14 protein-coding genes, 10 tRNA genes and 3 rRNA genes are annotated in these 26,215 nt (G+C 45.0%); 6 read left to right on the top strand and 21 right to left on the bottom strand.

All coding sequences use genetic code 11. The features are described from left to right. Positions 1 to 82: 82 nt before the first annotated feature. The 10 genes from ACMAZD_RS00265 to ACMAZD_RS00220 form a co-directional block, all read right to left on the bottom strand. Positions 83 to 1,051, bottom strand: a complete 969-nt coding sequence (locus ACMAZD_RS00265; RefSeq protein ID WP_435248116.1) for an SPOR domain-containing protein — start codon at positions 1,049 to 1,051, stop codon at positions 83 to 85. A 187-nt stretch (positions 1,052 to 1,238) separates the two neighbouring features. Beyond that, positions 1,239 to 2,177: an ABC transporter permease gene (locus ACMAZD_RS00260; protein WP_435248115.1), complete on the bottom strand. Its 939-nt coding sequence runs from the start codon at positions 2,175 to 2,177 to the stop codon at positions 1,239 to 1,241. Between the two features lie 2 nt (positions 2,178 to 2,179). Next, a complete protein-coding gene (locus tag ACMAZD_RS00255; protein WP_435248114.1) occupies positions 2,180 to 3,157 on the bottom strand; it encodes an ABC transporter permease in 978 nt (325 codons plus the stop codon). Between the two features lie 178 nt (positions 3,158 to 3,335). Continuing rightward, positions 3,336 to 4,889: an ABC transporter substrate-binding protein gene (locus ACMAZD_RS00250; protein WP_435248113.1), complete on the bottom strand. Its 1,554-nt coding sequence runs from the start codon at positions 4,887 to 4,889 to the stop codon at positions 3,336 to 3,338. Positions 4,890 to 4,983: 94 nt separating this feature from the next. After that, the gene (locus tag ACMAZD_RS00245) at positions 4,984 to 6,711 is read right to left on the bottom strand and encodes a dipeptide ABC transporter ATP-binding protein (protein WP_435248112.1); all 1,728 of its coding nucleotides are present in this window, start codon (positions 6,709 to 6,711) and stop codon (positions 4,984 to 4,986) included. A 936-nt stretch (positions 6,712 to 7,647) separates the two neighbouring features. Further along, a tRNA-Pro gene (locus ACMAZD_RS00240) sits at positions 7,648 to 7,724 on the bottom strand. Positions 7,725 to 7,779: 55 nt separating this feature from the next. Next, positions 7,780 to 7,855: transfer RNA gene (locus ACMAZD_RS00235), tRNA-His, on the bottom strand. Between the two features lie 43 nt (positions 7,856 to 7,898). Next, positions 7,899 to 7,975 (bottom strand) — tRNA-Pro (locus tag ACMAZD_RS00230). A gap of 77 nt (positions 7,976 to 8,052) precedes the next feature. After that, a tRNA-His gene (locus ACMAZD_RS00225) sits at positions 8,053 to 8,128 on the bottom strand. A 49-nt stretch (positions 8,129 to 8,177) separates the two neighbouring features. Then, positions 8,178 to 8,254, bottom strand: a tRNA-Arg gene (locus tag ACMAZD_RS00220). Positions 8,255 to 8,550: 296 nt separating this feature from the next. On the opposite strand from ACMAZD_RS00220, the gene ACMAZD_RS00215 reads away from it, so the two are divergent. Beyond that, on the top strand, positions 8,551 to 8,964 hold the full coding sequence (locus tag ACMAZD_RS00215; RefSeq protein WP_435248111.1) for a c-type cytochrome: 414 nt from the start codon (positions 8,551 to 8,553) through the stop codon (positions 8,962 to 8,964). Between the two features lie 95 nt (positions 8,965 to 9,059). Here ACMAZD_RS00215 and rep read toward each other — a convergent pair whose 3' ends face one another. Then, entirely contained in the window at positions 9,060 to 11,078 is a 2,019-nt protein-coding gene (gene rep / locus ACMAZD_RS00210) for a DNA helicase Rep (RefSeq protein ID WP_435248110.1), read from the bottom strand. A 181-nt stretch (positions 11,079 to 11,259) separates the two neighbouring features. Between rep and ACMAZD_RS00205 the strand changes: the two genes are divergently transcribed. The 4 genes from ACMAZD_RS00205 to ubiK all read left to right on the top strand — a co-directional run bounded on the left by ACMAZD_RS00205 (position 11,260) and on the right by ubiK (position 16,472). After that, positions 11,260 to 11,841: a TetR/AcrR family transcriptional regulator gene (locus tag ACMAZD_RS00205; RefSeq protein ID WP_017105787.1), complete on the top strand. Its 582-nt coding sequence runs from the start codon at positions 11,260 to 11,262 to the stop codon at positions 11,839 to 11,841. 18 nt (positions 11,842 to 11,859) lie between these two features. Continuing rightward, positions 11,860 to 12,966, top strand: a complete 1,107-nt coding sequence (locus ACMAZD_RS00200) for an efflux RND transporter periplasmic adaptor subunit (protein ID WP_017105788.1) — start codon at positions 11,860 to 11,862, stop codon at positions 12,964 to 12,966. A gap of 11 nt (positions 12,967 to 12,977) precedes the next feature. Beyond that, on the top strand, positions 12,978 to 16,100 hold the full coding sequence (locus ACMAZD_RS00195) for a multidrug efflux RND transporter permease subunit (RefSeq protein WP_017105789.1): 3,123 nt from the start codon (positions 12,978 to 12,980) through the stop codon (positions 16,098 to 16,100). A 120-nt stretch (positions 16,101 to 16,220) separates the two neighbouring features. Continuing rightward, positions 16,221 to 16,472, top strand: a complete 252-nt coding sequence (gene ubiK, locus ACMAZD_RS00190; protein ID WP_004735787.1) for a ubiquinone biosynthesis accessory factor UbiK — start codon at positions 16,221 to 16,223, stop codon at positions 16,470 to 16,472. A gap of 277 nt (positions 16,473 to 16,749) precedes the next feature. On the opposite strand, the gene ilvC is transcribed toward ubiK, so the two are convergent. Beyond that, positions 16,750 to 18,234 carry a ketol-acid reductoisomerase gene (gene ilvC / locus ACMAZD_RS00185; RefSeq protein ID WP_102275947.1) on the bottom strand — a complete coding sequence of 495 codons (1,485 nt, stop codon included), beginning with the start codon at positions 18,232 to 18,234 and terminating at the stop codon, positions 16,750 to 16,752. Positions 18,235 to 18,380: 146 nt separating this feature from the next. On the opposite strand from ilvC, the gene ilvY reads away from it, so the two are divergent. After that, positions 18,381 to 19,271, top strand: a complete 891-nt coding sequence (gene ilvY, locus ACMAZD_RS00180; protein ID WP_435248109.1) for an HTH-type transcriptional activator IlvY — start codon at positions 18,381 to 18,383, stop codon at positions 19,269 to 19,271. A 113-nt stretch (positions 19,272 to 19,384) separates the two neighbouring features. Here the strand turns inward: ilvY and ACMAZD_RS00175 are convergent. From ACMAZD_RS00175 to hemG, 9 genes are all read right to left on the bottom strand, one after another. Beyond that, positions 19,385 to 19,475, bottom strand: a tRNA-Ser gene (locus ACMAZD_RS00175). A 104-nt stretch (positions 19,476 to 19,579) separates the two neighbouring features. Continuing rightward, positions 19,580 to 19,695 (bottom strand): 5S ribosomal RNA (rrf, locus tag ACMAZD_RS00170). Between the two features lie 148 nt (positions 19,696 to 19,843). Then, positions 19,844 to 22,737 (bottom strand): 23S ribosomal RNA (locus ACMAZD_RS00165). 343 nt (positions 22,738 to 23,080) lie between these two features. Continuing rightward, positions 23,081 to 23,156, bottom strand: a tRNA-Val gene (locus ACMAZD_RS00160). 32 nt (positions 23,157 to 23,188) lie between these two features. After that, a tRNA-Ala gene (locus ACMAZD_RS00155) sits at positions 23,189 to 23,264 on the bottom strand. Positions 23,265 to 23,289: 25 nt separating this feature from the next. After that, a tRNA-Lys gene (locus ACMAZD_RS00150) sits at positions 23,290 to 23,365 on the bottom strand. Positions 23,366 to 23,367: 2 nt separating this feature from the next. After that, a tRNA-Glu gene (locus tag ACMAZD_RS00145) sits at positions 23,368 to 23,443 on the bottom strand. Between the two features lie 120 nt (positions 23,444 to 23,563). Then, positions 23,564 to 25,118, bottom strand: a 16S ribosomal RNA gene (locus ACMAZD_RS00140). Together the 16S, 23S and 5S rRNA genes with 5 tRNA genes alongside form the textbook arrangement of a ribosomal RNA operon. 567 nt (positions 25,119 to 25,685) lie before the next feature. Beyond that, on the bottom strand, positions 25,686 to 26,213 hold the full coding sequence (gene hemG, locus ACMAZD_RS00135) for a menaquinone-dependent protoporphyrinogen IX dehydrogenase (RefSeq protein WP_435248108.1): 528 nt from the start codon (positions 26,211 to 26,213) through the stop codon (positions 25,686 to 25,688). Positions 26,214 to 26,215: the final 2 nt, after the last annotated feature.

Here is a 26,215-nt window from a genome sequence, read left to right as displayed (position 1 = left end):
ACCGAGGTTGAGAAAGTTAGAAGCATAAATAACAAAGCCCCAGCAATGGCTGAGGCTTGTTTAGTCTTATAACAGGTCGTTATTACTTAACGCACATCACATTGAGTAATGAAGAGCCTTTAAGTTGGTTTACGTTACCGTTGGTGAACAGGCCTTTCTTATCCGCGCCCCAATAAGGTAGATGCATTGGCCAGTTTTGGTTTTCCATCACTTTTGAGCCTAAGATGCTCTGCCACTGCTGTTCATTCATCAACTTCATTCCGATCTGATTACACACAAGTTCGGCGCTGCCAAAGTCCAAGCGGCTCCAAGGCTTTCCCTGTTCCATATAGAACTGCTGTTTATGGCCAGACAAATATGGCACCGCATACTTTTTGCCCGCAACATTAGCGGTTACACGAACTTCGATATCGAGATCATTGCCCGAACTTGAACCATTGCTAGGAATCGCTTGGATTGCGGCTGTACTCGTTGCCGCTACCGCTGAAGTAGCGACCACAGGTTTCGGTGCAGGCTTCGCTACTGGTTTTGGTTTTACAGGATCTTTAGGCTTAACCATTTTTGGCTCTGCCGATTTTGCAACGATAGGCTGTGATGAGGTTTTCGACTTATCGACCATGCGAATAAAGGCTTCACCATAACCGGGAACCTTGCGCACCTGAGCGAGGTCTTTTCTCGCATCCAAGAAGGTAGAATAAGGTCCGATTAAGCAACGATAGTCTCCGCCTTCAGGCTTCATCCAAACGTTGGTCGAGATTTTCTCATATAGGGGCTTTGCTCGGTTCAATGACAAAGGCTTATTAAGCAGGCCACATTGAACCCAAAACAGTTCATTAGTTGAATGACGTTTAGGCGCCTTGCTGCCCCAAACACCCTTACCGATCGGACATGATTGTTCTAGCTGTGGTAATTGATTAGTGCTTGCTTGAGTAGCATCACATAGAACCGATTCTGCATTAACCTGGCTCGATGCCAAGAGGGATGCAGCAATAAGCACCATACGATAATTTTTACTCACAGCACGACATACAGCATTCATTGTCAATTTCATAACCACCACTTAAACTCTCTCGGGCTAATTGTTACCGATTCTATGTCGATAAAACATGAATCCCATTTTAAGTATTATTGACCATATCAATAATACTAAGTTCCAGATCCATTAAGCAAAAAAAGAGCCGTAATTGCTTACGGCTCTTAGTTTAGTGATTTTTTTTACTAAAAATCAATCCGTGTTATCACCCTTTATAAATTTTAGGGTTAAATACGTCACGTAGCCAGTCACCTAATAGGTTAATAACTAGAACTAGTGTTACCAAAAGCACACCTGGGAATGCTGTGATCCACCATGCTCCTGAGAAAATGTAGTTAAAACCTGTACTGATCAGAGCACCCAGTGACGGTTGGTCTACCGGAAGACCTAAACCTAGGAAAGAAAGTGCCGCTTCTGACATGATGGCATTTGCCACCTGTACCGTAGAGATAACCAAAATCGGTGATAAACAGTTAGGCAGAATATGACGGAACATGATGCGAGGCGCTCTAAAACCCATAACACGTGCCGCTTCTACGTATTCTTTCTTCTTCTCTGCCAATACCGATGCACGAATTGTGCGAGCATACTGCGGCCATTCAGCAATACCGATGATCACCACCAGCATGACAACGGCGTATTGCGCATAGAAGTCACTACCAAAGCTTGCCTTAAAGATGGCAGACACAATGATCGCAACCATCATGGTCGAGAAAGAGAGCTGAACATCCGCAAAACGCATCAAGAAGCTATCAATACGGCCACCGAAGTAACCCGCAGATAAGCCAATGATGATACCAAGCGTCAGTTGTAGGCCTACCGCTAAGAAACCAATGGTCAGTGATAAGCGCGAACCGTAAAGCATAGTCGATAAAATATCGCGGCCTTGCTCATCCGTTCCGAGCAAGAAACGTTCTTCACCGTCTTCCATCCATGATGGAGGCAGTTCTGAATCCATGATATCAATCGAAGTCACGTCGTACGGGTCTGTTGGCGCTAGAATAGGTGCTGCTAATGCCATCACCAAAAAGATTGAGAAAATGGTGAAGCTCACCATTGCCACTTTGTCTCGTAAGAAGTAATACACAATGTCTGATTGCTTAAAACGTTCCCAGCGAGACGGCACTGTCGATGTCTGTTCCATGATTATGCTCCTTTCCCTGTGATGTTAACGGTTGGGTTGATAACACCGTAAAGCAAATCAACAATCGTGTTAGTCACTACGAAAATAAGACCAACAAAAATAACGTATGCGGTAATCAGCGGTGTATCTACACGGTTGATCGCTTCTAAAAATAAGAAACCTGTGCCGGGCCACTGGAAAACCGTTTCAGTAAGAATGGTGTATGCCACCATAGTACCAATCTGAACACCACCAACAGTAAGAACCGGTAGCATGGTATTTTTCAATGCGTGTTGGTAATAGATTTTGTTTAGCGCTAAGCCTTTCGCTTTACCGAATTTGATGTATTCCGAGCTCAATACTTCCAGCATTTCAGAACGCACGAGGCGAATGAACAGTGGTAGCATGATTGAAGCCAAAGCAATACTTGGAAGCACAAGGTGCGCCAAGCCATCAAGCGTTAGGAAGCCAGATTCCCAGCCAAACCAGTTTGCAGTTTCACCACGGCCAAACGAAGGTAGCCAGCCAAGTTCAATTGAGAAGACATACATAAGCATGATTGCCGTCAAGAACACAGGAACCGAGATACCGACGCTACTGCTCGCCATAATCAGCTTGGTAAAAAAGCTCTTAGGGTGAATAGCTGAATAAACGCCAAGTGGAATCGACAGGCAAACGATGATCAGAGAAGCGCCAAACACGAGTTCAAGCGTCGCCACCAGCTTATCGAGAATCACGTCCACAGCCGGACGTTTAAAGAAATATGAAGTACCAAGATCACCTTGTAGAGCTGCGCCTACAAAGCGAGTGTATTTTGTAATGAAGGGATCATTTAAGCCGAGTTCATCACGCAGCGCTTGACGCTCCGATTCTGAAACAGATTGACCGACTAACTCACGCAACGGGTCGCCCAGGTTATCCTGTATGGCAAACGCCACCAAACTGATCACAAACATCACTATCAGTGCCTGAAACAGGCGCTTGACCAGAAACGTAACCATTCCTTGCCCCTTATCTATCCATGACTATCTAATCAAAATACGCGACTAGATAAAAAATTTCAGTCTTAAAAAAGGTATTTAGCCAGACTGAAGGAAGACCAAATACCGAAACTTAAATCTATTTCTTAATAATTCGAGAGCCTGAAAAGCCTCAGGCTCTCGATTCTAGCTAGCTAGATTATTTTACAACTAGGTCGCCGAAGTAAGGCATAACCATTGGGTTTACTACGTCTGCTGCACCTACGTTAGATTTCGCGCCCCACGCTTCACTTTGCCAGTGTAGAGGTACGAATACTGCGTCGTTGTAAAGTGTTGCTTCAACGCCTTTCAACATCTTAGAACGCTTAACAGGGTCAGTTTCAGTGTTAGAAGCCTCTACAATCGCATCCATTTCTGGGTTTGAGTAACCAGAACAGTTGTATTGACCACGACCAGTCTCTTCGTTACGAGTCATTGTTAGGAACTCGTTGAAGTTAGCTGAATCTTCTGTATCTGAGTGCCAGCCGATCATCATCATGTCTGCTGAACATAGATCAAATTCAGGCCAGTACTGTGCTTTAGGCATCGTCTTAAGATCAACTTTGATACCAATCTTAGACAGCATTGCCGCAGACGCTTGCGCTACTTTCGCATCGTTGACGTAACGGTTGTTAGGCGCTGCCATAGTTAGTGTAAAGCCATCTTCGTAGCCCGCTTCTTTCATCAGCTCTTTCGCTTTTTTCAGATCGTAACGAGGAACGAGCTCTTCGTTGTGACCCGCGTAACCTGTTGGGCTTTGCTGACCAGCAGCGGTTGCGAAACCTTTCATGATCTTCTTAACAATTCCTTCATTGTTAATCGCATGAACGATTGCTTGACGAACGCGCACATCTTTCAGTGCTTCGTTGCTGTTTTGGTTCATTTGGAACGTAATGATACGAGTACCAGGTAGCGTTACTAGATCGATGTTCTTAGCGTTTTTAACACGCTTGTGATCGTTTGGTGCTACAGGGTGAATCATATCCACGTCACCAGAAAGAAGTGCTGCTACACGCGTTGCATCTTCTTTGATTGGCACAAGTGTTAGCTTGTCTACGTTGCCTTCAGTTTCTGTGTCCCAGTAATCGTTGAAACGTTCGAACGTTACTTTAACGCCTTGCTCACGCTGCGTTACGATGAATGGGCCAGTACCTGAAACATTAGTCGAAGCGAACGAGTTACCGTGCTTCACTAGCTCAGACTTGTCATTACCTTCCGCTGTTTGACCAGAGTAGAACTTGCTGTCCATTGGGAAGATGTAAGTTGCTGTTTGTAGTACTAGTGGGTAAGCCTCTTTTGATACTAGCTCAACTGTGTAGTCATCCACTTTTATCATTTTTTCGTATGGCGTGAAGATAGACTTAAAGTCTGGAGAAGCTTGTAGACGTTCAAAAGTCCACACAACATCATCAGCAGTCAGCTCGTTACCAGAGTGGAATTTCACACCTTTACGTAGATTAAAACGGAAAGTCGTATCATCTACACGCTCCCAGCTAGATGCTAGGCGGCCTTCAAAATCCATCTCTTGAGTGAAACGAACTAGAGGGTCAAACACCATGTGAGACATTTGCAGTGTGCCGCCAGATAGCTGCTCGTGTGGGTCAAGTGACACTGGGTCAGCTGCGTAGCCAACAGTAATATCTGCTGCTGCTGCACTAAAGCTTAGGCCAGCTGCCATCAAAGCTACTGCTAATTTGCTTTTCATGGTTTTCATTGCATAACTCCTTCATGCGGGAATCCAGATCCCTAGTTGTTGTATTTGCGTCTGTTTATTGTTTTTCGCAAGCCAAACTCCAGCCTGCTGATTTTTATATCGCGGCTTGTGCCACTGCTTTTTCTTCTCTTAAACCCGTAAATTCAGGCATTAAAGAAATTAGGTGTTTGCTGTATTCATGCTGAGGCGATTGGAATAGCTGCTCGGTTGGCGCGACTTCCAATAGTTCTCCCATCTGCATCACACCAACACGATCACACATCTGACGAATAACCGGTAAGTCATGACTGATAAACAGCATGGTTAGGTTTAGCTCGTCTTGTAGATCTTTTAATAAGTTTAGGATTTGCGCTTGTACCGATACATCTAACGCCGATGTTGGTTCATCACAAATCAGAAGACGTGGGCGAGTTGCCAAGGCGCGAGCGATAGAAATACGCTGACGTTGGCCACCTGAGAATTCGTGTGGGTACTTAACTCCAGCCATCTTGCCTAAACCAACGTGCTCTAGCAGGTCGTGAACGATCTGACGAGTTTCATTCTCGTTGCGCGTAAGCTTATGGAATCGGATAGGTTCAGCAATGATGTCGAAGATCTTCATTCGAGGGTTCATTGATGTGTATGGGTTTTGGAACACCATCTGCATTTGGCGACGCATTGGACGACGCTCTTTCTCAGACTTAAGCCCAGTAAGGTCAACGCCTTCAAAGGTCACTTTGCCTGAGTTGGGTGCGTACAAGCCAGCAATCACACGAGCAATCGTTGACTTACCCGAACCAGATTCACCCACAAGACCAAACGTTTCACCTTCGTGTACTTCAAAGCTCACATTGTTTGACGCCTGAACATACTCACGACGACTCTCAAAGAAAGAATCCTTGGTGGTAAAGCGTAAGTTGACGTTTTCAACATTCAACAACGGGCCAGTGTAATCACGGTGATCTTGGCTTTGACCTAACCAGTGGTTTTTCACATCAAGTGGTTCCATCTCGTGCGCTTCTTCGATGTAGCTCACAAGAGGGAAACGATCGAGTTTACGATCTGAACGCGGAACCGCTGAGATAAGACTGTGCGTGTAAGGGTGTTCAGGAGTACCAAGGACTTTCGCCGTCGGGCCAAACTCAACTAAATCACCACGATACATAACCGCTACGCGATCGGTAACGTTAGATACGACACCCATGTCGTGCGTGACCAACATACAACCTACGTTCTTCTTAATACATAGGTCGCGAATTAAACCCAAAATCTGGTCTTGGATAGACACATCCAATGCGGTTGTTGGTTCATCTGCGATGATTAAGTCAGGCTCACCTGCCAATGCGATCGCGATAACAACACGCTGACGCATACCGCCAGAGAATTGGTGTGGGTACTGCTTTAAACGGTTTTCTGGTTGCGGAATCCCAACTTGGTTCATTAAGTCTAATGAGCGTTGGTAAGCTTCTTGATCCGAAACCTTCATGTTGGCATGAATCGTTTCTTTTAACTGCTGCTCTACTGTAAATAGAGGGTTAAGAGAAGTCATTGGGTCTTGGAAGATAAAACCAATCTTTGAGCCGCGAACAGAACGCATCTGTTCAGGAGATAGGCCAGAGACTTTTTCGCCATCCAAAAAAACCTCGCCGCTAGCAATGCGACCAGGAGGGCTCAGTAGATCGATCACAGCATTGCCTACTGTTGACTTACCGGCACCAGACTCCCCTACAACGCCAACAATCTCACCACGTTCAATGTTGAACGAAAGTGATTTTACTGCTGCGTGAACTCCATGACGAGATGGGTATTCGATACGAAGATTTTTTACTTCTAAAAGTGACATTACCAGACCTCTACTGCTTTGGCAGCTCTCTGCCCTGTCTGCAAAATTGAATCCATTCTTACCAGAATATTGTTCTGATATTTTATACGGTTGACAATTTGGCAAATAATTCACAGAAAAGCAACAAAAATAGGATAAAAAGTCGACATTAAACGCTTAGCAAGCAAAAACATCACATAAGTATTCAGATAGAGAGCATATAGTAAGAAAAAACAACATCATATTGTTGGTAATAAACACTCACAACCCCCTTACTACTACTTACTTGTAGAGTTAAACCTATGATTAAAAGCAGATCTCACTACCAGTCACTAAAAAAAATAATTATTCCAAAAACAATTAACACAATAGAAACAAACGCTAAATTCATTAATTCAAGCAAATAAAAAAACCAGATAGCTCTTATTAAGCCATACATTAAACCTTTCTTATTATTTCAAAGAATACAAACCAGCAAAACGAGAGGTTTAATAAATTAGAGAAGATTTTGAGCGGCTTGATGTAAAGAAAGTTGTTAAATACAGGCCTTAGTGAACATATTTGGGGTCAGTTTTCACTTTTCATAAAAATCTTTAGACCAAACTCATTAGCCTGTCGAATAATTGAGTGATTTATTTATATAAAATTAGATATAGATCTGCACGTTTCATAAAGCATTTATCTCAATTGAGGCGTGAAAATCTATGATGGGTGTTTTATATAGAGAGCGCTGGACTGAAGTGGTGCCACGCGAGATATCGGAATGAGTCAGTTGCTAATCAAAAAGTGGAAGAGTTTCCGATGCGATAAATGCAAAAAAGCCCAGCCTTTCGACTGACGCTTCTTAAGGTGATCGGTGAAGAAAGATTTGATGGACTGGGCTCCAGCCCCGAATACACCATTATTTTTTCTCCAGATAGAAAAAAAGCTCATCATTTCTGATGAGCTTTCTTAATATGGTCGGTGAAGAGGGATTCGAACCCCCGACCCTCTGGTCCCAAACCAGATGCGCTACCAAGCTGCGCTATTCACCGAGATATTTCGCTTGATTTCTCAAACTGGGAACTTCAAAGAAGTTACCAAAATTAATGGGGTGGCTAACGAGATTCGAACTCGCGACCACCGGAATCACAATCCAGGGCTCTACCAACTGAGCTATAGCCACCACTAATTTTTATATAACCACTTAAAAGCGATTATTGAAATAGTGGTCGGTGAAGAGGGATTCGAACCCCCGACCCTCTGGTCCCAAACCAGATGCGCTACCAAGCTGCGCTATTCACCGACTAATTTTGTATCGACTCTTGGGAATAATGAATCAACACTGGAAGCCGAAGCTACCGATATTTTGTAAAGAAAGAATGGGGTGGCTAACGAGATTCGAACTCGCGACCACCGGAATCACAATCCAGGGCTCTACCAACTGAGCTATAGCCACCATTGTTTCTTTATTGCCAATTTCTCACTCACCTAAGTAAGAGACCGGATGGCGCGCCTGAAAGGATTCGAACCTTCGGCCTTTGGCTCCGGAGGCCAACGCTCTATCCAGCTGAGCTACAGGCGCATGCCCTGTCGGCGGAGTGGAATAATACGTATATCACCCAAGGCCGTCTAGTACTTTTTTAACTTTTTTTTCTGTTTGGTCTCTTTTTCGACAGTTAATATGTGATAAACCCCTTATTTGAGTACTACAACCCGCCACTGCTTATAAGTTGTTGTTTATTGCAACAACTTATCGGGATATAATCACCCATTATTTACATTGGTTTAACAGTTGCTCTTTGCTGGTGAAGCCAAAACACCCTCCAACACTATAAATTGGTAAGCACGTACTTACCTTGGGAATGTAAAGTGAGTTTAATGGATATGTCTCGTCGAATTTTAAGCGTTGTCATCGCAGTTTTAACCTTTTCAACTGGCGCAGTGGCTTCAGGCCTTAGCGAAGCAGAGCAAGATGCAATTGCTGAACGCATCAAACCAGTTGGTCAAGTTTACCTAGTCGGCAGCGAACCAGTAGTCGCAGAACCAACAGGCCCTCGTGATGGCGCAGCAGTTTACGGAACGTTCTGTATTGCTTGTCACGCATCAGGCGTAAGCGGCGCACCAAAAGCTGGCAATGCTGGTGACTGGGCACCAAGAATTGCACAAGGCCGAGACATCCTTGCAGATCACGCAATCAACGGTTTCAATGCAATGCCAGCTAGAGGTTCATGTATGGACTGTTCTGACGATGAAATTAAAGATGCTATAGAGCACATGATTGCTGGCCTGTAATTTACCGATCTGTAATTAAAAATACCAGATTCAAAAAAGGTGATCTCATGATCACCTTTTTATTAGCATCTATACAGTGCTATTAAAGCAGAGCATTACTTCTTATTGAACATCGCACGAATATTAGCAATGTGTGCCTGTCCTTTTTCCATTCTTTCTTCAGCGGATTGTGGTTTCTTAACGCTTTCCCACTCCACATCCTCATGAGGCAATTCATCTAGGAAGCGGCTTTGTGTTGGCTTGATCAACTCACCGTACTGCCTGCGCTCACGACACTTAGTGAAAGTCAGCTCCTTTTGCGCTCGAGTAATCCCTACATACATAAGACGACGTTCTTCTTCTACATTACCTTCATCAACACTGGTTTGGTGTGGAAGAATGCCCTCTTCGGCTCCCATCAAGAAAACATAAGGAAATTCTAGGCCTTTCGAAGCATGCAAGGTCATTAATTGAACTTGGTCTGCATCGTCATTATCTTCCCCGCGCTCCATCATGTCGCGTAAAGTTAAACGTTGAACAACCTCTCGGAGAGTTTTCTCTTCTTTATCATAGTTATCACCTTCGAGGTCGGCCACAATCCAGCTATAGAGATCAGACACATTTTTCATTCGCATTTCTGCCGCTTTCGGACTTGGAGAGGTTTCGTAGAGCCAATCTTCATAATTAATGTCACGCACTAAGGATCGCACCGCTTCAACGGTGTTTCCACGTTCAGCATTATCCGAGATACGGACAATCCAATCAGTAAATCGACGCAGGTTCTCCAAGCCTCGGCCTGTTAGGGTTTGCTCTAATCCCATTTCAAAGCTGGCTTCAAATAAGCTTTTGCCACGCATATTGGCGTAACTGCCCAACTTCTCTAACGTAACAGGGCCAATCTCGCGACGCGGGGTGTTCACAATACGTAGGAAAGCATTGTCATCATCTGGGTTAACCAATACTCGCAGGTAAGCCATGATGTCTTTTATCTCAGCTCTGGCGAAGAAAGAGGTACCGCCAGAGATTTTGTAAGGCACTCGGTTTTGTATCAGCGCTTTTTCAATCAATCGTGATTGGTGGTTGCCTCGATAAAGTACCGCATAGTCTTTATACTCAGTACGATTCAAAAATTTATGCGCAATGATTTCGCCAGTAATACGCTCGGCTTCGTGCTCTTCATTCTTGGCGTTAAGTACTTTGAGCTTTTCGCCATCCGGGATCTCAGAAAACAGCGATTTCTCATAGACGTGTGGGTTGTTGGCGATCAAGATGTTTGCCGCACGTAAGATTCGACTGGTTGAACGGTAATTTTGCTCTAGCTTGATCAATCGTAAGTTCGGGTAATCCTCACCTAACAGCACCAAGTTTTGTGGTTTTGCACCACGCCATGAGTAAATAGATTGGTCATCATCACCTACGACCGTCAAACGACCACGCTCTCCCACCAGTAAGCGAACCAACTCATATTGGCTAGTGTTGGTATCCTGATATTCATCGACCAGCAAATAACGAATACGAGACTGCCAGCGTTCACGCACTTCTTGATTGGTTTTCAGTAGCAATACTGGCATCGCAATCAGATCATCAAAATCGAGTGCGTTATAGGCCTTCATCTGTTTCTGATATATATCAAAACAGAATGCAAACAACTGTTCTTGTTCGCCTTGAGCACGTGCTTTCGCCTGATCTGGCGTGAGCATATCATTTTTCCAATTTGAAATAGTGCTCATCAATGCACGTAACAAATCCTTATCACCATCGATTTGTTTCTCGGTTAGCTCTTTTAATAAAGCTAACTGGTCTTGATCATCAAATAGAGAAAACCCCGCTTTTAAGCCAAGCGCTTTGTACTCTCGACGGATGATCGTAAGGCCCATGGTGTGGAAGGTTGAAACAATTAGCCCTTTCGACTCGCCTTTTCCTAAGGTTTGTCCAACACGCTCTTTCATTTCACGCGCCGCTTTATTAGTAAAAGTTACCGCGGCAATGTTACGAGCTTTATAACCACATTCCTGAACCAAATAAGCAATTTTATTAGTGATAACACGTGTCTTCCCTGAACCAGCACCCGCTAATACTAAGCAGGGGCCTGAGACATACTTCACGGCTTCATCTTGTCTTGGGTTCAGTTTCATTTGATTCTCTATATATTCTTACAAGTTCGAATTGGTTGCGCGCCTATAATAATGCTGCAACATCACAAATGCTACGTTCACTTATTGAAGAATTTACACCATTCATACAAAACGGTATTACACATAAGTCTAGTTATTAGGCTATAATGAATGAACGTTCATTCGCTGTAGTGATAAGTATATGACAATTCATACACATCGGGACAAACGCCAACAAATACTTTCTGCTGCAGAAAAACTGATTGCTGACGTCGGTTTTCAAGGCCTGTCGATGCAAAAGCTTGCAAAGGAAGCTGGAGTCGCTGCGGGGACGATATATCGCTATTTCGACGACAAAGATCACTTGATTGCTGATGTTTGTGTACTCGTAACTCAACGAGTAGCTGATGCTGTTCAAGAAGGCGTGAACGATTCAGATCCAATCAAGCAACGCTATAGAACCATGTGGCTAAACATATGGAACTTAGCAGGAACGAACTTGGCTGCGATTAAAAATCGGGTCCAGTATGAGGCTCTACCTATCACAAATAGCCTAAACTTCAGGGAACTTGAACGGAAAATGTTTGACCAAGTTGAGCAGCTATTTAATGAGGGGAAAGAGCAAGGGTTATTTAAACCGCTACATAACGAAGTATTGAGCGGGTTGAGCTTAGCGGCTAGTGTTTCTCTAGCGCGAAAGCATTCTTTAGGATTTTACCAAATGGATGAGGCCGCATTAGAAGCAGCAATAGAAGCCAGTTGGGACGCAATAATTACACACTAGATCGGAGTTTTGACCATAATGAAAAAGTGGACTTTCTTCATGTTACTCATCGCTGTACTTCTTTTCGGCAGCGTTATCGGGTGGAACATGTTCAAGCAACAAAAAATAGCGGAATACTTGGCAAACCGTCCTGAACCAGAGTTTCCGGTAACGGTGACCGAAGTTCAGCCGATCAACTGGATTCCAGTGATTGAAGCGATTGGTTTCATCGAACCAAACCAAGGTGTAACACTGGCTAACGAAACCAGCGGCGTTATTGATCAAATCTCTTTCGAATCGGGCACTGACGTTAAAAACGGCCAGCAACTTGTTCGTTTAGATTCAGATGTTGAGAAAGCGAACCTGAAAAGTTCGGAAGCGCGTTTACCTGCTGCAAAAGCAAAATATAAACGCTACCAAGGCCTGTATAAGAAAGGTTCTATTTCAAAAGAAGCATACGATGAAGCAGAAGCAAACTACTACTCTCTATCTGCTGATATTGAAAGCCTAAAAGCATCTATCGAACGCCGTGAAATTCGTGCTCCTTTCGATGGCAAAGTGGGTATTCGTAACGTGTACTTAGGTCAATATCTGCAATCAGGTACAGATATCGTTCGTCTAGAAGACACCAGTGTTATGCGCCTCCGCTTTACAGTTTCTCAAACAGACATCTCACGCATTAATGTAGGTCAAGCTATCGATATCTTCGTTGACGCTTACCCTGAGACGCCTTTCGAAGGTTCTATCAGTGCAATCGAACCTGCAGTAAGTATCCAAAGTGGTTTGATTCAAGTTCAAGCAGACATTCCAAACAATGATGGCAAGCTTCGTAGCGGTATGTTCGCGCGTGCCAATATCATTCTGCCTAAGCTAGAGAACCAAGTAACACTACCTCAAACAGCAATCACCTTCACACTATACGGTGATAATGTTTACATCCTAACGGAAGAAGACGGTGTTCAACGTGTTGCTCAACATGTTGTAAAAGTAGGTGAACGTACCGCTGATATTGCTCACATCCTTGAGGGTGTTAAAGCTGGCGATACGGTTGTAACTTCTGGCCAAGTTCGTCTAAGCAACGGTGCCAAAGTTAAGGTTGTGGAAAGTGATGCGATCACTCCACCATCTGAAACACCCAAGCTGTAACTGGAGGCATAATGCGCTTTACTGATGTTTTTATTAAACGTCCAGTTCTAGCGGTATCCATCAGCTTTTTGATTGCGCTGCTTGGTCTACAAGCAATCTTCAAAATGCAGGTGCGTGAATACCCTGAAATGACGAATACCGTGGTAACTGTAACAACGAGTTACTACGGTGCAAGTGCCGATCTTATCCAAGGCTTTATAACCCAGCCCCTCGAACAGGCTGTAGCTCAAGCGGATAACATCGACTATATGACTTCATCTTCTGTACTGGGTAGTTCGACTATCACAGTTAACATGAAGCTGAACACCGACCCGAATGCAGCGCTGTCTGACATATTGGCCAAGACAAATTCGGTGCGTTCTCAGCTTCCAAAAGAAGCCGAAGATCCAACCGTAACTATGTCGACCGGTTCAACGACCGCAGTACTTTATATTGGCTTTACCAGTGATGAGCTCGCATCAAGCCAAATTACCGACTATCTAGAGCGTGTAATCAACCCGCAGCTATTTACGGTAAATGGTGTATCTAAAGTCGACCTTTATGGTGGTATGAAATACGCACTGCGCGTATGGCTAGATCCGTCAAAAATGGCAGCTGTTAACCTAACCGCTACTGATGTTATGTCGGTATTGAATGCCAACAACTACCAATCAGCGACAGGTCAAGCTACCGGCGAATTCGTTCTTTATAACGGCAGTGCCGATACGCAAGTATCAAACACTGAAGAGCTAGAGAACTTAGTCGTTAAAAGTGGTGAGGGTGAAATTATTCGCCTGTCTGACATCGCTAAGATTTCTTTAGAGAAAAGCCACGATATTTACCGAGCGAGTGCAAACGGTAAGGAGGCGGTTGTTGCAGCAATCAACGCGGCACCAAGTGCAAACCCTATCAACATTGCCGCTGATGTTCTTGAGCTTCTTCCTCAATTAGAGAAGAACCTTCCAAGTAACATCTCGATGAATATCATGTATGACTCGACTATTGCGATTAATGAATCCATTCAAGAAGTTATTAAAACCATTCTTGAAGCGGCATTAATTGTACTGGTCGTAATTACTTTGTTCTTAGGTTCATTCCGTGCGGTTCTTATCCCGATCGTTACTATCCCACTCTCTCTGATTGGTGTGGCTATGGTAATGCAGGCTATGGGCTTCTCGTGGAACCTAATGACGCTACTGGCAATGGTACTCGCAATCGGCTTAGTAGTTGATGATGCCATCGTTGTATTGGAAAACGTCGACCGGCATATAAAATTAGGTGAGTCCCCTTTCCGAGCTGCGATCATCGGTACTCGTGAAATTGCGGTACCCGTTATCGCAATGACACTAACGCTAGGTGCAGTATATGCTCCTATTGCAATGATGGGTGGTATCACCGGATCTCTGTTTAAAGAGTTTGCACTAACCCTTGCTGGTGCTGTTTTTGTATCGGGTATTGTGGCGTTAACGTTGTCGCCAATGATGTGTTCAAAAATGCTCAAAGCTCACGCCGAGCCAAGCAAGTTTGAGCAGAAGGTACATAGCGTATTGGACGGCATGACCAATCGCTACGAGCGTATGCTTGGCGCGGTAATGCAGCATCGCCCAGTATTCATTGGCTTCGCTGTCATCGTATTTGCAAGTTTGCCACTGTTATTCAAGTTCATCCCTAGTGAGTTAGCGCCTTCAGAAGATAAAGGTGTAATTATGCTTATAGGTACAGCACCTTCGAATGCGAACTTGGACTACATGCAAAACACCATGAATGACGTAAACAGCCTTCTGTCTGATCAGCCAGAAGTAGCGTATGCGCAAGTGTTTACTGGCGTTCCAAATGCAAACCAAGCCTTTGGTATCGCATCAATGGTTCCATGGAGTGAACGTGAAGCAAGCCAGTCTGAAGTAGCAAACCGTGTGGGTAACTTGGTGAAAGATGTTCCTGGTATGGCCGTAACAGCCTTCCAAATGCCAGAACTTCCAGGTGCAGGTTCAGGTCTTCCTGTTCAGTTTGTTATTACAACACCGAACAGCTTCGAGAGCCTATTCCAAATCACGACAGAGATCTTAACCGAAGTATCGACAAACCCGTTGTTCGTTTATTCAGATCTTGATTTGAACTACGACTCAGCAACGATGAAGATCCATATCGACAAAGACAAAGCGGGCGCTTACGGCGTGACGATGCAAGACATTGGTATCACTCTAGGTACTATGATGTCTGATGGCTACGTAAACCGTATCGATTTGAATGGTCGTTCTTACGAGGTTATCCCTCAGGTTGAACGTAAGTTCCGTCTAAACCCTGAATCAATGAACAACTACTATGTGCGTGGCGCAGATGGTAAAGCAATTCCTCTAGGCAGTTTAATCACGATTGATGTTGTGGCAGAGCCTCGCTCTCTTCCTCACTTCAACCAATTAAACTCAGCAACAATTGGTGCAGTACCAGCTCCTGGCACAGCCATGGGGGATGCTATCAATTGGTTTGAAGGCATTGCAGCAACTAAGCTACCAAGCGGTTACAACCATGACTACATGGGTGAGTCTCGTCAGTACGTAACAGAAGGTAGCGCACTATACGCAACCTTTGGTTTGGCTCTGGCTATTATCTTCTTGGTTCTAGCGATTCAGTTTGAATCTCTAAAAGATCCATTGGTTATCATGGTTTCTGTACCACTGGCTATCTGTGGGGCACTTATTGCCTTGGCTTGGGGCGCTGCGACCATGAACATCTACTCGCAAGTAGGTCTCATAACCTTGGTCGGCTTGATCACCAAACACGGTATATTGATCTGTGAAGTAGCAAAAGAAGAACAACTGCACAATGGCAAGACGCGTATTGAAGCTGTTATGGAAGCTGCGAAGGTTCGTCTTCGTCCAATCCTAATGACAACCGCTGCGATGATCGCAGGTCTAGTTCCACTGATGTACGCAAGTGGTGCAGGTGCAGCTCAACGCTTCAGTATCGGTATCGTAATCGTTGCTGGTCTAGCAATCGGTACATTGTTTACCTTGTTTGTACTGCCAGTAATCTACAGCTACCTAGCAGAGAAGCATAAACCTCTACCTGTATTTGTTGAAGACAAAGACCTAGAAAAACTAGCTCGCATCGATGAAGCAAAAGCGGCTCACAGAGAATTAGCTGATAATAAGTAATCTCTAAGTTGTATTAACAATTAAAAAGGCTACTTCGGTGGCCTTTTTTTATACTCTAGAGGCGACTTCTTCGGTGCGATTAAATAGAATGGTAGGAAATATTCAGGAGTTTTAATTGATATGTTTGATCCAAAAAAACTAGAACAGATTGCTAAGCAGATCCACGACTCTATGCCTCAACCAGTAAAAGAGCTTGGTTCAGATGTAGATCAAAAAGTTCGCCAAGTTATCCAAGGCCAACTAAACAAGCTAGACGTTGTGAGCCGTGAAGAGTTTGATGTTCAAACACAAGTACTTCTTCGCACTCGTCAAAAGCTGACAGAGATGGAACAGAAGCTAACGGATTTAGAAGCAAAGATTGCTGACAAGTAAGACACAAAGCAAGAAATCTGAAAGGGTTGGTGTGAAAACACCAACCCTTTTGTATTTATAAGGCTCAATCAAGAGCTGAAATTCGACGTTTAAGACCTATCAAGCAATGTCCATCCCACGAATCTGTATAACTTTTCGCCTAAAAGCAAAAAGGCTTGGTCAACGGCGACCAAGCCTTTTTATTAGATGTTGTGTTGCTTGTTCATAACCCCAACCAGTAAGGGGCTCGTGATACTGCTTTGTTTTTCTACAAATTTATCAGTATCTAAGCGACTAATTAACCGCCTACAGCGATACGCTTCATGTCGCTCATGTAGCTACGTAGCTCTTCACCAATGTACTCTACAGGGTGGTTACGGATAGCTTCGTTTACTTCAATTAGCTTAGCGTTATCAACTTGGTTAGATGTTTCACCTAGACCGCGACCGATTACGTCAGTTGCTACTGAAGGCATGAACTGCTCACGTAGTAACGGTGTTGCTACGTTAGCGAATAGGTAGTTACCGTACTCAGCAGTATCAGAGATTACAACGTTCATTTCGTAAAGACGCTTACGAGCAACTGTGTTTGCGATTAGTGGAAGCTCATGTAGAGATTCGTAGTAAGCAGACTCATCGATGATACCAGATGCAGTCATAGCTTCGAATGCTAGCTCAACACCGGCACGAACCATAGCAACCATAAGGATACCGTTGTCGAAGTACTCTTGCTCTGAGATTTCTACGTCAGAAGTTGGGTAGTTTTCGAATGCAGTTTCGCCTGTCTCTTCACGCCAGCCTAGTAGGTTCACGTCATCGTTCGCCCAGTCAGCCATCATAGTGCTAGAGAAGTGACCAGAAATGATGTCATCCATGTGCTTGTTGTAAAGCGGACGCATTAGATCTTTTAGCTCTTCAGAAAGCTCAAACGCTTTAACTTTAGCTGGGTTAGATAGACGGTCCATCATGTGAGTTACGCCACCGAACTTAAGTGCTTCAGTAATCGTTTCCCAACCGTATTGTAGAAGTTTACCTGCGTAGCCTGGTTCGATGCCATCAGCAATCATCTTCTCGTAAGATACGATAGAACCAGCTTGTAGCATGCCACATAGAATGGTTTGCTCACCCATAAGGTCAGATTTAACTTCAGCTACGAATGAAGACTCTAGGCAACCTGCACGGTGACCACCTGTACCTGCGGCCCAAGCTTTAGCGATATCCCAGCCTTCGCCTTTAGGATCATTTTCTGGGTGAACAGCGATCAATGTTGGAACACCGAAGCCACGCTTGTACTCTTCACGTACTTCAGAACCTGGACACTTAGGTGCAACCATTACAACGGTAAGATCAGCACGTAATTGCATCCCTTCTTCAACAACATTGAAACCATGAGAGTAACCAAGAGCAGAGCCTTCTTTCATCAAAGGCATTACTGTCTCAACAACATTAGTGTGTTGCTTATCAGGAGTAAGATTAATAACTAGGTCTGCTTGAGGGATTAGCGTTTCGTAGCTACCAACTACAAAGCCGTTTTCGTCAGCGTTCTTGAATGATTGACGCTTCTCATCAATTGCAGCTTGGCGTAGAGCGTAAGATACGTCTAGACCTGAATCACGCATGTTTAGACCTTGATTTAGGCCTTGAGCACCACAGCCAACAATGACGATCTTCTTACCTTCAAGGTATTCAGCTTCAGTCGTAAATTCTTCACGATCCATGAAACGGCAGCGACCTAGTTGGTCTAGTTGCTCACGAAGGTTTAATGTATTGAAATAGTTAGCCATTGTAGGGCACTCCTTTAAAAATAAGTCCGTAAGGTCGATATACCTCTATCGAATGACTTCATACTAAAACAGACACCCCGTTGCTGAAAGTGATATATTCACAATTAGTTATTGCAATAAATGCAACATGGAAACGATCACAGAACATGAACATAAAATCTCTACAATTATTTATACATTTATGTGATAGCAAGAGTTTCAGCAAAACAGCTGCTGCTATGCACGTCAGTCCTTCGGCCCTTAGTCGTCAAATACAAAAGCTTGAGGAAGAAACCGGGCAAGAACTGCTTATCAGAGACAACCGAAGTGTTGACCTCACTCCAGCAGGGAAACATCTTTTGCCTGTGGCATTGAGCATCGTTGGCGAGTGGCAGCAATACAATCTTCACTTGAAAGGCGGAGAACAGGAGCTCAAGGGTGAGATCCGTATTTTCTGCTCCGTAACAGCAAGCTACAGTCACCTTCCTGAACTCATTACCGAATTCAGGGCTATTCATCCGTATATTGAGTTTAAGCTATCTACCGGTGATCCAGCACAATCCATCGACAAGATACTGAATGATGAGGCTGATATCGCTATTTCAGCTAAACCTGACATTTTGCCTTCAAGATTAGAATTCGAAACCATCAGCGATATACCACTGTCAGTGATCATCCCATCCGGTGTCAGTAGCTTTAGTCAGCAATTGCAATCCGAAAAGCCAAATTGGAATGAAGTGCCTTTTATCATTCCCGAAGCTGGTACTGCTCGTGAACGTGCAAATGAATGGTTCAAAAAGATGAAGATTAAGCCCAGTATTTACGCCCAGGTATCTGGACATGAGGCGATTGTAAGTATGGTAGCGCTGGGTTGTGGAGTGGGTATAGCTCCTGATGTCGTCATTAACAACAGTCCAGTGAGAGACAAAGTCGATCGTTTAAAAATAGAACCGATAAAACCGTTCGAACTAGGTGTCTGCTGTAAACGGTCTCAACTTGATAACCCACTGATTAGAGCGTTTTGGCAAGTAGCCGAAGGAAAGTATCTCCCTGACTAGTTAACTTTAGATATGCTGATTAAGGGAATAATAGAGAAGAGCACATTAGTGCTCTTTTTTCTAAATAGTAGATATGAAAAAGCCCGCTGATTTCTCAGCGGGCTTCTCAATAGTGGTGGAGGGATAGGGATTTGAACCCTAGAACCGCTATTAACGGTTGCCGGTTTTCAAGACCGGTGCTTTCGACCACTCAGCCATCCCTCCAACAAATTTTCATCAATAGATTAGTACACTAATGATGTTGTTAATTGCTAATGCAAGTAACGATACCTTTTTCTTCACTTCTAAAAAGTGAAAATAAATTTAGAGCCTGGCGATGTCCTACTCTCACATGGGGAAACCCCACACTACCATCGGCGCTATTGTGTTTCACTTCTGAGTTCGGCATGGAATCAGGTGGGTCCACAATGCTATGGTCGCCAAGCAAATTTTGCTTTTACTTTCAGTTTTTAAAAACCGAAGGCAAAATAATCTGGAAAGCTGATTCTCTATTCAATAGAGCAATAAAAGTTATATCTCTTCAAACGCATTCAAGGTCTGTCTTTGAGTCCACAAAACCCCTTGGGTGTTGTATGGTTAAGCCTCACGGGCAATTAGTACAGGTTAGCTCAATGCCTCGCAGCACTTACACACCCTGCCTATCAACGTCGTAGTCTACGACAACCCTTTAGGACACTTATAGTGCCAGGGAAAACTCATCTCAAGGCTCGCTTCCCGCTTAGATGCTTTCAGCGGTTATCGATTCCGAACTTAGCTACCGGGCAATGCCATTGGCATGACAACCCGAACACCAGAGGTTCGTCCACTCCGGTCCTCTCGTACTAGGAGCAGCCCCTTTCAATTTTCCAACGCCCACGGCAGATAGGGACCGAACTGTCTCACGACGTTCTAAACCCAGCTCGCGTACCACTTTAAATGGCGAACAGCCATACCCTTGGGACCGACTTCAGCCCCAGGATGTGATGAGCCGACATCGAGGTGCCAAACACCGCCGTCGATATGAACTCTTGGGCGGTATCAGCCTGTTATCCCCGGAGTACCTTTTATCCGTTGAGCGATGGCCCTTCCATTCAGAACCACCGGATCACTATGACCTGCTTTCGCACCTGCTCGAATTGTCATTCTCGCAGTCAAGCGGGCTTATGCCATTGCACTAACCACACGATGTCCAACCGTGTTTAGCCCACCTTCGTGCTCCTCCGTTACTCTTTGGGAGGAGACCGCCCCAGTCAAACTACCCACCAGGCACTGTCCGTAACCCCGATTCAGGGGCCAACGTTAGAACATCAAAACTACAAGGGTGGTATTTCAAGGACGACTCCATCACATCTAGCGACGCAGTTTCATAGTCTCCCACCTATCCTACACATGTAGGTTCAATGTTCAGTGCCAAGCTGTAGTAAAGGTTCACGGGGTCTTTCCGTCTAGCCGCGGGTACACTGCATCTTCACAGCGATTTCAATTTCACTGAGTCTCGGGTGGAGACAGCGTGGCCATCATTACGCCATTCGTGCAGGTCGGAACTTACCCGACAAGGAATTTCGCTACCTTAGGACCGTTATAGTTACGGCCGCCGTTTACCGGGGCTTCGATCAAGAGCTTCGACCGAAGTCTAACCCCATCAATTAACCTTCCGGCACCGGGCAGGCGTCACACCGTATACGTCATCTTACGATTTTGCACAGTGCTGTGTTTTTAATAAACAGTTGCAGCCACCTGGTATCTGCGACTCTCGTCTGCTCCATCCGCAAGGGACTTCACTGATAAGAGCGTACCTTCTCCCGAAGTTACGGTACCATTTTGCCTAGTTCCTTCACCCGAGTTCTCTCAAGCGCCTTGGTATTCTCTACCCGACCACCTGTGTCGGTTTGGGGTACGATTCCTTACAATCTGAAGCTTAGAGACTTTTCCTGGAAGCATGGCATCAATGACTTCACTACCGTAGTAGCTCGACATCGTATCTCAGCGTTAATGAAAGTCCGGATTTACCTAAACTTTCCGCCTACATACTTGAACCTGGACAACCGTCGCCAGGCCCACCTAGCCTTCTCCGTCCCCCCATCGCAATTGTAAGAAGTACGGGAATATTAACCCGTTTCCCATCGACTACGCCTTTCGGCCTCGCCTTAGGAGTCGACTTACCCTGCCCCGATTAACGTTGGACAGGAACCCTTGGTCTTCCGGCGAGGGAGTTTTTCACTCCCTTTATCGTTACTCATGTCAGCATTCGCACTTCTGATACCTCCAGCAGCCCTTACAGACCACCTTCAACGGCTTACAGAACGCTCCCCTACCCCACATACCCTAAGGTACGTAGCCGCAGCTTCGGTGTATAGCTTAGCCCCGTTACATCTTCCGCGCAGGCCGACTCGACCAGTGAGCTATTACGCTTTCTTTAAATGATGGCTGCTTCTAAGCCAACATCCTGGCTGTCTGAGCCTTCCCACATCGTTTCCCACTTAGCTATACTTTGGGACCTTAGCTGGCGGTCTGGGTTGTTTCCCTCTCCACGACGGACGTTAGCACCCGCCGTGTGTCTCCCGGATAGTACTTACTGGTATTCGGAGTTTGCAAAGGGTTGGTAAGTCGGGATGACCCCCTAGCCTTAACAGTGCTCTACCCCCAGTAGTATTCGTCCGAGGCGCTACCTAAATAGCTTTCGGGGAGAACCAGCTATCTCCAGGTTTGATTGGCCTTTCACCCCTAGCCACAAGTCATCCGCTAATTTTTCAACATTAGTCGGTTCGGTCCTCCAGTTGATGTTACTCAACCTTCAACCTGCCCATGGCTAGATCACCTGGTTTCGGGTCTAATCCTAGCAACTGTACGCCCAGTTAAGACTCGGTTTCCCTACGGCTCCCCTAAACGGTTAACCTTGCTACTAAAATTAAGTCGCTGACCCATTATACAAAAGGTACGCAGTCACACCACGAAGGTGCTCCTACTGCTTGTACGTACACGGTTTCAGGTTCTATTTCACTCCCCTCACAGGGGTTCTTTTCGCCTTTCCCTCACGGTACTGGTTCACTATCGGTCAGTCAGTAGTATTTAGCCTTGGAGGATGGTCCCCCCATATTCAGACAGGATATCACGTGTCCCGCCCTACTCGATTTCACTGATTATGATGTGTCGGTTACGGGGCTATCACCCTTTGTTGCGCCACTTTCCAGAGGCTTCACCTGCATCATTAAAAGCTTAAGGGCTAATCCAATTTCGCTCGCCGCTACTTTCGGAATCTCGGTTGATTTCTCTTCCTCGGGGTACTTAGATGTTTCAGTTCCCCCGGTTTGCCTCCTGTTGCTATGTATTCACAACAGGATACGTGCTTATGCACGCGGGTTTCCCCATTCAGAAATCCCAGACTCAAAAGGTTATTACTACCTAATCTGGGCTTATCGCAAGTTATTACGTCTTTCATCGCCTCTGACTGCCAAGGCATCCACCGTGTACGCTTAGTCACTTAACCATACAACCCGAAAGGGTCTTAGTGTATGGCAACTAACCAAGGTTTTTGGTTGTCATTAAGAAGGGTTAATTCTTAATGACTGTTTGCCGGACTCAATTGTGAATCAAACTAAGTTTGATTCGAATACAAGACACTTGAATGTGTTTGTTGTGTTTATACTGTTCTTATTAACTAAGAGCAGATAAACATTGAGAACTTTTAAATTTGATTTGAATTACTCGTAAGTAATCAAATCAGTCAGCTTTCCAAATTGTTAAAGAGCAAGAGTTTCTCAAGTTTTAAACTTTCAAAACCATTTTTAAAAACTCTCTTCAGACTTTTGTCATCAAAGAATGTTTAAAGATGGTGGGCGATACCGGGCTCGAACCAGTGACCCCCTGCTTGTAAGGCAGGTGCTCTCCCAACTGAGCTAATCGCCCATGATAGTTTTAATTCCTTCATGGAGAAAGAATGGTGGAGCTATGCGGGATCGAACCGCAGACCTCCTGCGTGCAAGGCAGGCGCTCTCCCAGCTGAGCTATAGCCCCATATTTTTATTTCCTTGGGAGGAAATGGTGGGTCGTGCAGGATTCGAACCTGCGACCAATTGATTAAAAGTCAACTGCTCTACCAACTGAGCTAACGACCCAATGGTATCCCGTAGGGGAGTCGAACCCCTGTTACCGCCGTGAAAGGGCGGTGTCCTAGGCCTCTAGACGAACGGGACACTGCAATTTATCTCTACTTTAAAAGTAGAAACAAACTTCGAAGAACTTGGGAGTTCTTCATCTCTTTGCTTTTCTAAACCTAATCAATCTGTGTGGACACTCATCGTGGTATCTTCGTATAAGGAGGTGATCCAGCCCCAGGTTCCCCTAGGGCTACCTTGTTACGACTTCACCCCAGTCATGAACCACAAAGTGGTGAGCGTCCTCCCCGAAAGGTTAAACTACCCACTTCTTTTGCAGCCCACTCCCATGGTGTGACGGGCGGTGTGTACAAGGCCCGGGAACGTATTCACCGTGACATTCTGATTCACGATTACTAGCGATTCCGACTTCATGGAGTCGAGTTGCAGACTCCAATCCGGACTACGACGCACTTTTTGGGATTCGCTCACTATCGCTAGCTTGCTGCCCTCTGTATGCGCCATTGTAGCACGTGTGTAGCCCTACTCGTAAGGGCCATGATGACTTGACGTCGTCCCCACCTTCCTCCGGTTTGTCACCGGCAGTCTCCCTGGAGTTCCCACCATTACGTGCTGGCAAACAAGGATAAGGGTTGCGCTCGTTGCGGGACTTAACCCAACATTTCACAACACGAGCTGACGACAGCCATGCAGCACCTGTCTCAGAGCTCCCGAAGGCACACATGCGTCTCCGCTGGCTTCTCTGGATGTCAAGAGTAGGTAAGGTTCTTCGCGTTGCATCGAATTAAACCACATGCTCCACCGCTTGTGCGGGCCCCCGTCAATTCATTTGAGTTTTAATCTTGCGACCGTACTCCCCAGGCGGTCTACTTAACGCGTTAGCTCCGAAAGCCACGGCTCAAGGCCACAACCTCCAAGTAGACATCGTTTACGGCGTGGACTACCAGGGTATCTAATCCTGTTTGCTCCCCACGCTTTCGCATCTGAGTGTCAGTGCCTGTCCAGGGGGCCGCCTTCGCCACTGGTATTCCTTCAGATCTCTACGCATTTCACCGCTACACCTGAAATTCTACCCCCCTCTACAGCACTCTAGTTCACCAGTTTCAAATGCAGTTCCGAGGTTGAGCCCCGGGCTTTCACATCTGACTTAATGAACCACCTGCATGCGCTTTACGCCCAGTAATTCCGATTAACGCTCGCACCCTCCGTATTACCGCGGCTGCTGGCACGGAGTTAGCCGGTGCTTCTTCTGTTGCTAACGTCAAGAGGTAACGCTATTAACGTTACCCCCTTCCTCACAACTGAAAGTACTTTACAACCCGAAGGCCTTCTTCATACACGCGGCATGGCTGCATCAGGCTTTCGCCCATTGTGCAATATTCCCCACTGCTGCCTCCCGTAGGAGTCTGGACCGTGTCTCAGTTCCAGTGTGGCTGATCATCCTCTCAGACCAGCTAGGGATCGTCGCCTTGGTGAGCCATTACCTCACCAACTAGCTAATCCCACCTAGGCATATCTTGACGCGAGAGGCCCGAAGGTCCCTCTCTTTGGCCCGTAGGCATTATGCGGTATTAGCCATCGTTTCCAATGGTTATCCCCCACATCAAGGCAATTTCCTAGGCATTACTCACCCGTCCGCCGCTCGACGCCCATTAACGCACCCGAAGGATTGTTAGTGTCGTTTCCGCTCGACTTGCATGTGTTAGGCCTGCCGCCAGCGTTCAATCTGAGCCATGATCAAACTCTTCAATTTAAAGTTTTGATTACCTAAATTAATAGGTGTGACTCAACGAATACTGACTTCAAAACTAATATTCATGTAAACATGAACATGTAATTCTAAAGTTATTACCCCTCTCTTCTTAAATAAATAGGAACAGAATGGTAATGAATTGACTGTGCCGATTAACTACAAGTAGTTAAACGTATTGGTCACTCAGTTCACTGAAATCATTTGATTCCGAAGAATCTGTTTTATCTAACGATAAAACGTTTTGATATTCATCAACGAGTGCCCACACAGATTGATAGGTTTAAATTGTTAAAGAGCTTTTCCTTTTTGAGCTTCGCTCAAATCGGACGGCCATTTTAGCGATTTAAGTTTTAGTGTCAACCACTATTTTCAAAACTTTTTTCAAGCGCTTAGCTTGGCTAATTTGACCTGCTGATTCGTTTTGGTTTCTTACGAAGCCTTCCCGTTTCAACGAGGTCGCATTATAGAGATTTCGATCACACTGGCAAGCCCTTTTTGAAGTTTTTCTCGTTTTTTTATTCGTTCGATTAAAAAGAGCACAAAACGCCTCAAAAGTAGGCTTTTCTCTTACATGTCTTGCAGTTTCTTAGAGAATAAAGAGACTTTTTCCCAGTTCGTGTACTCAACTTCCTTAGTTGTATCCGTTTCTCCGCCTGTCATATTCATAATGAAGCGAATCATGGTTTTATCGAACCAATTATAACGTGGGTAATAGAGGGCACCCGCGAATACACCGATCAAAGTCGGCTGCCACGGTGACTTGAGAAGAAACTTCTTAATATAAGCGCTACCTTCAGGGGTATCTTTACCTTGGTCTTCTTTACGAGCCGTTAAGTTAACGCAGAAGAAAGCGACCTTGTTTGATTGCAGCTGAGTAAGGTTGGCATTAATGAATTGATATAGCTTCTTATTAAGGTGACCATAACGAATAGATGCACCAATCAACACTCTGTCGTACTGAGCAAAGTCGACATTACCAATAGTGTGCAAATCTTGAAGCTCACATTCGAACCCATTCATTTCTTCTTTTATATAGTTCAAGATTTTCTTGGTCTGCCCTTCACGGCTTGAATACAAAAATAGAGCTTTTGCCACAA

The organism is Vibrio sp. nBUS_14 (assembly GCF_051201655.1).
In the GTDB taxonomy this organism is placed as follows: domain Bacteria; phylum Pseudomonadota; class Gammaproteobacteria; order Enterobacterales; family Vibrionaceae; genus Vibrio.
Note: the sequence above shows the minus strand (reverse complement) of the source record. Positions and strands in the feature narration are given on the sequence as shown.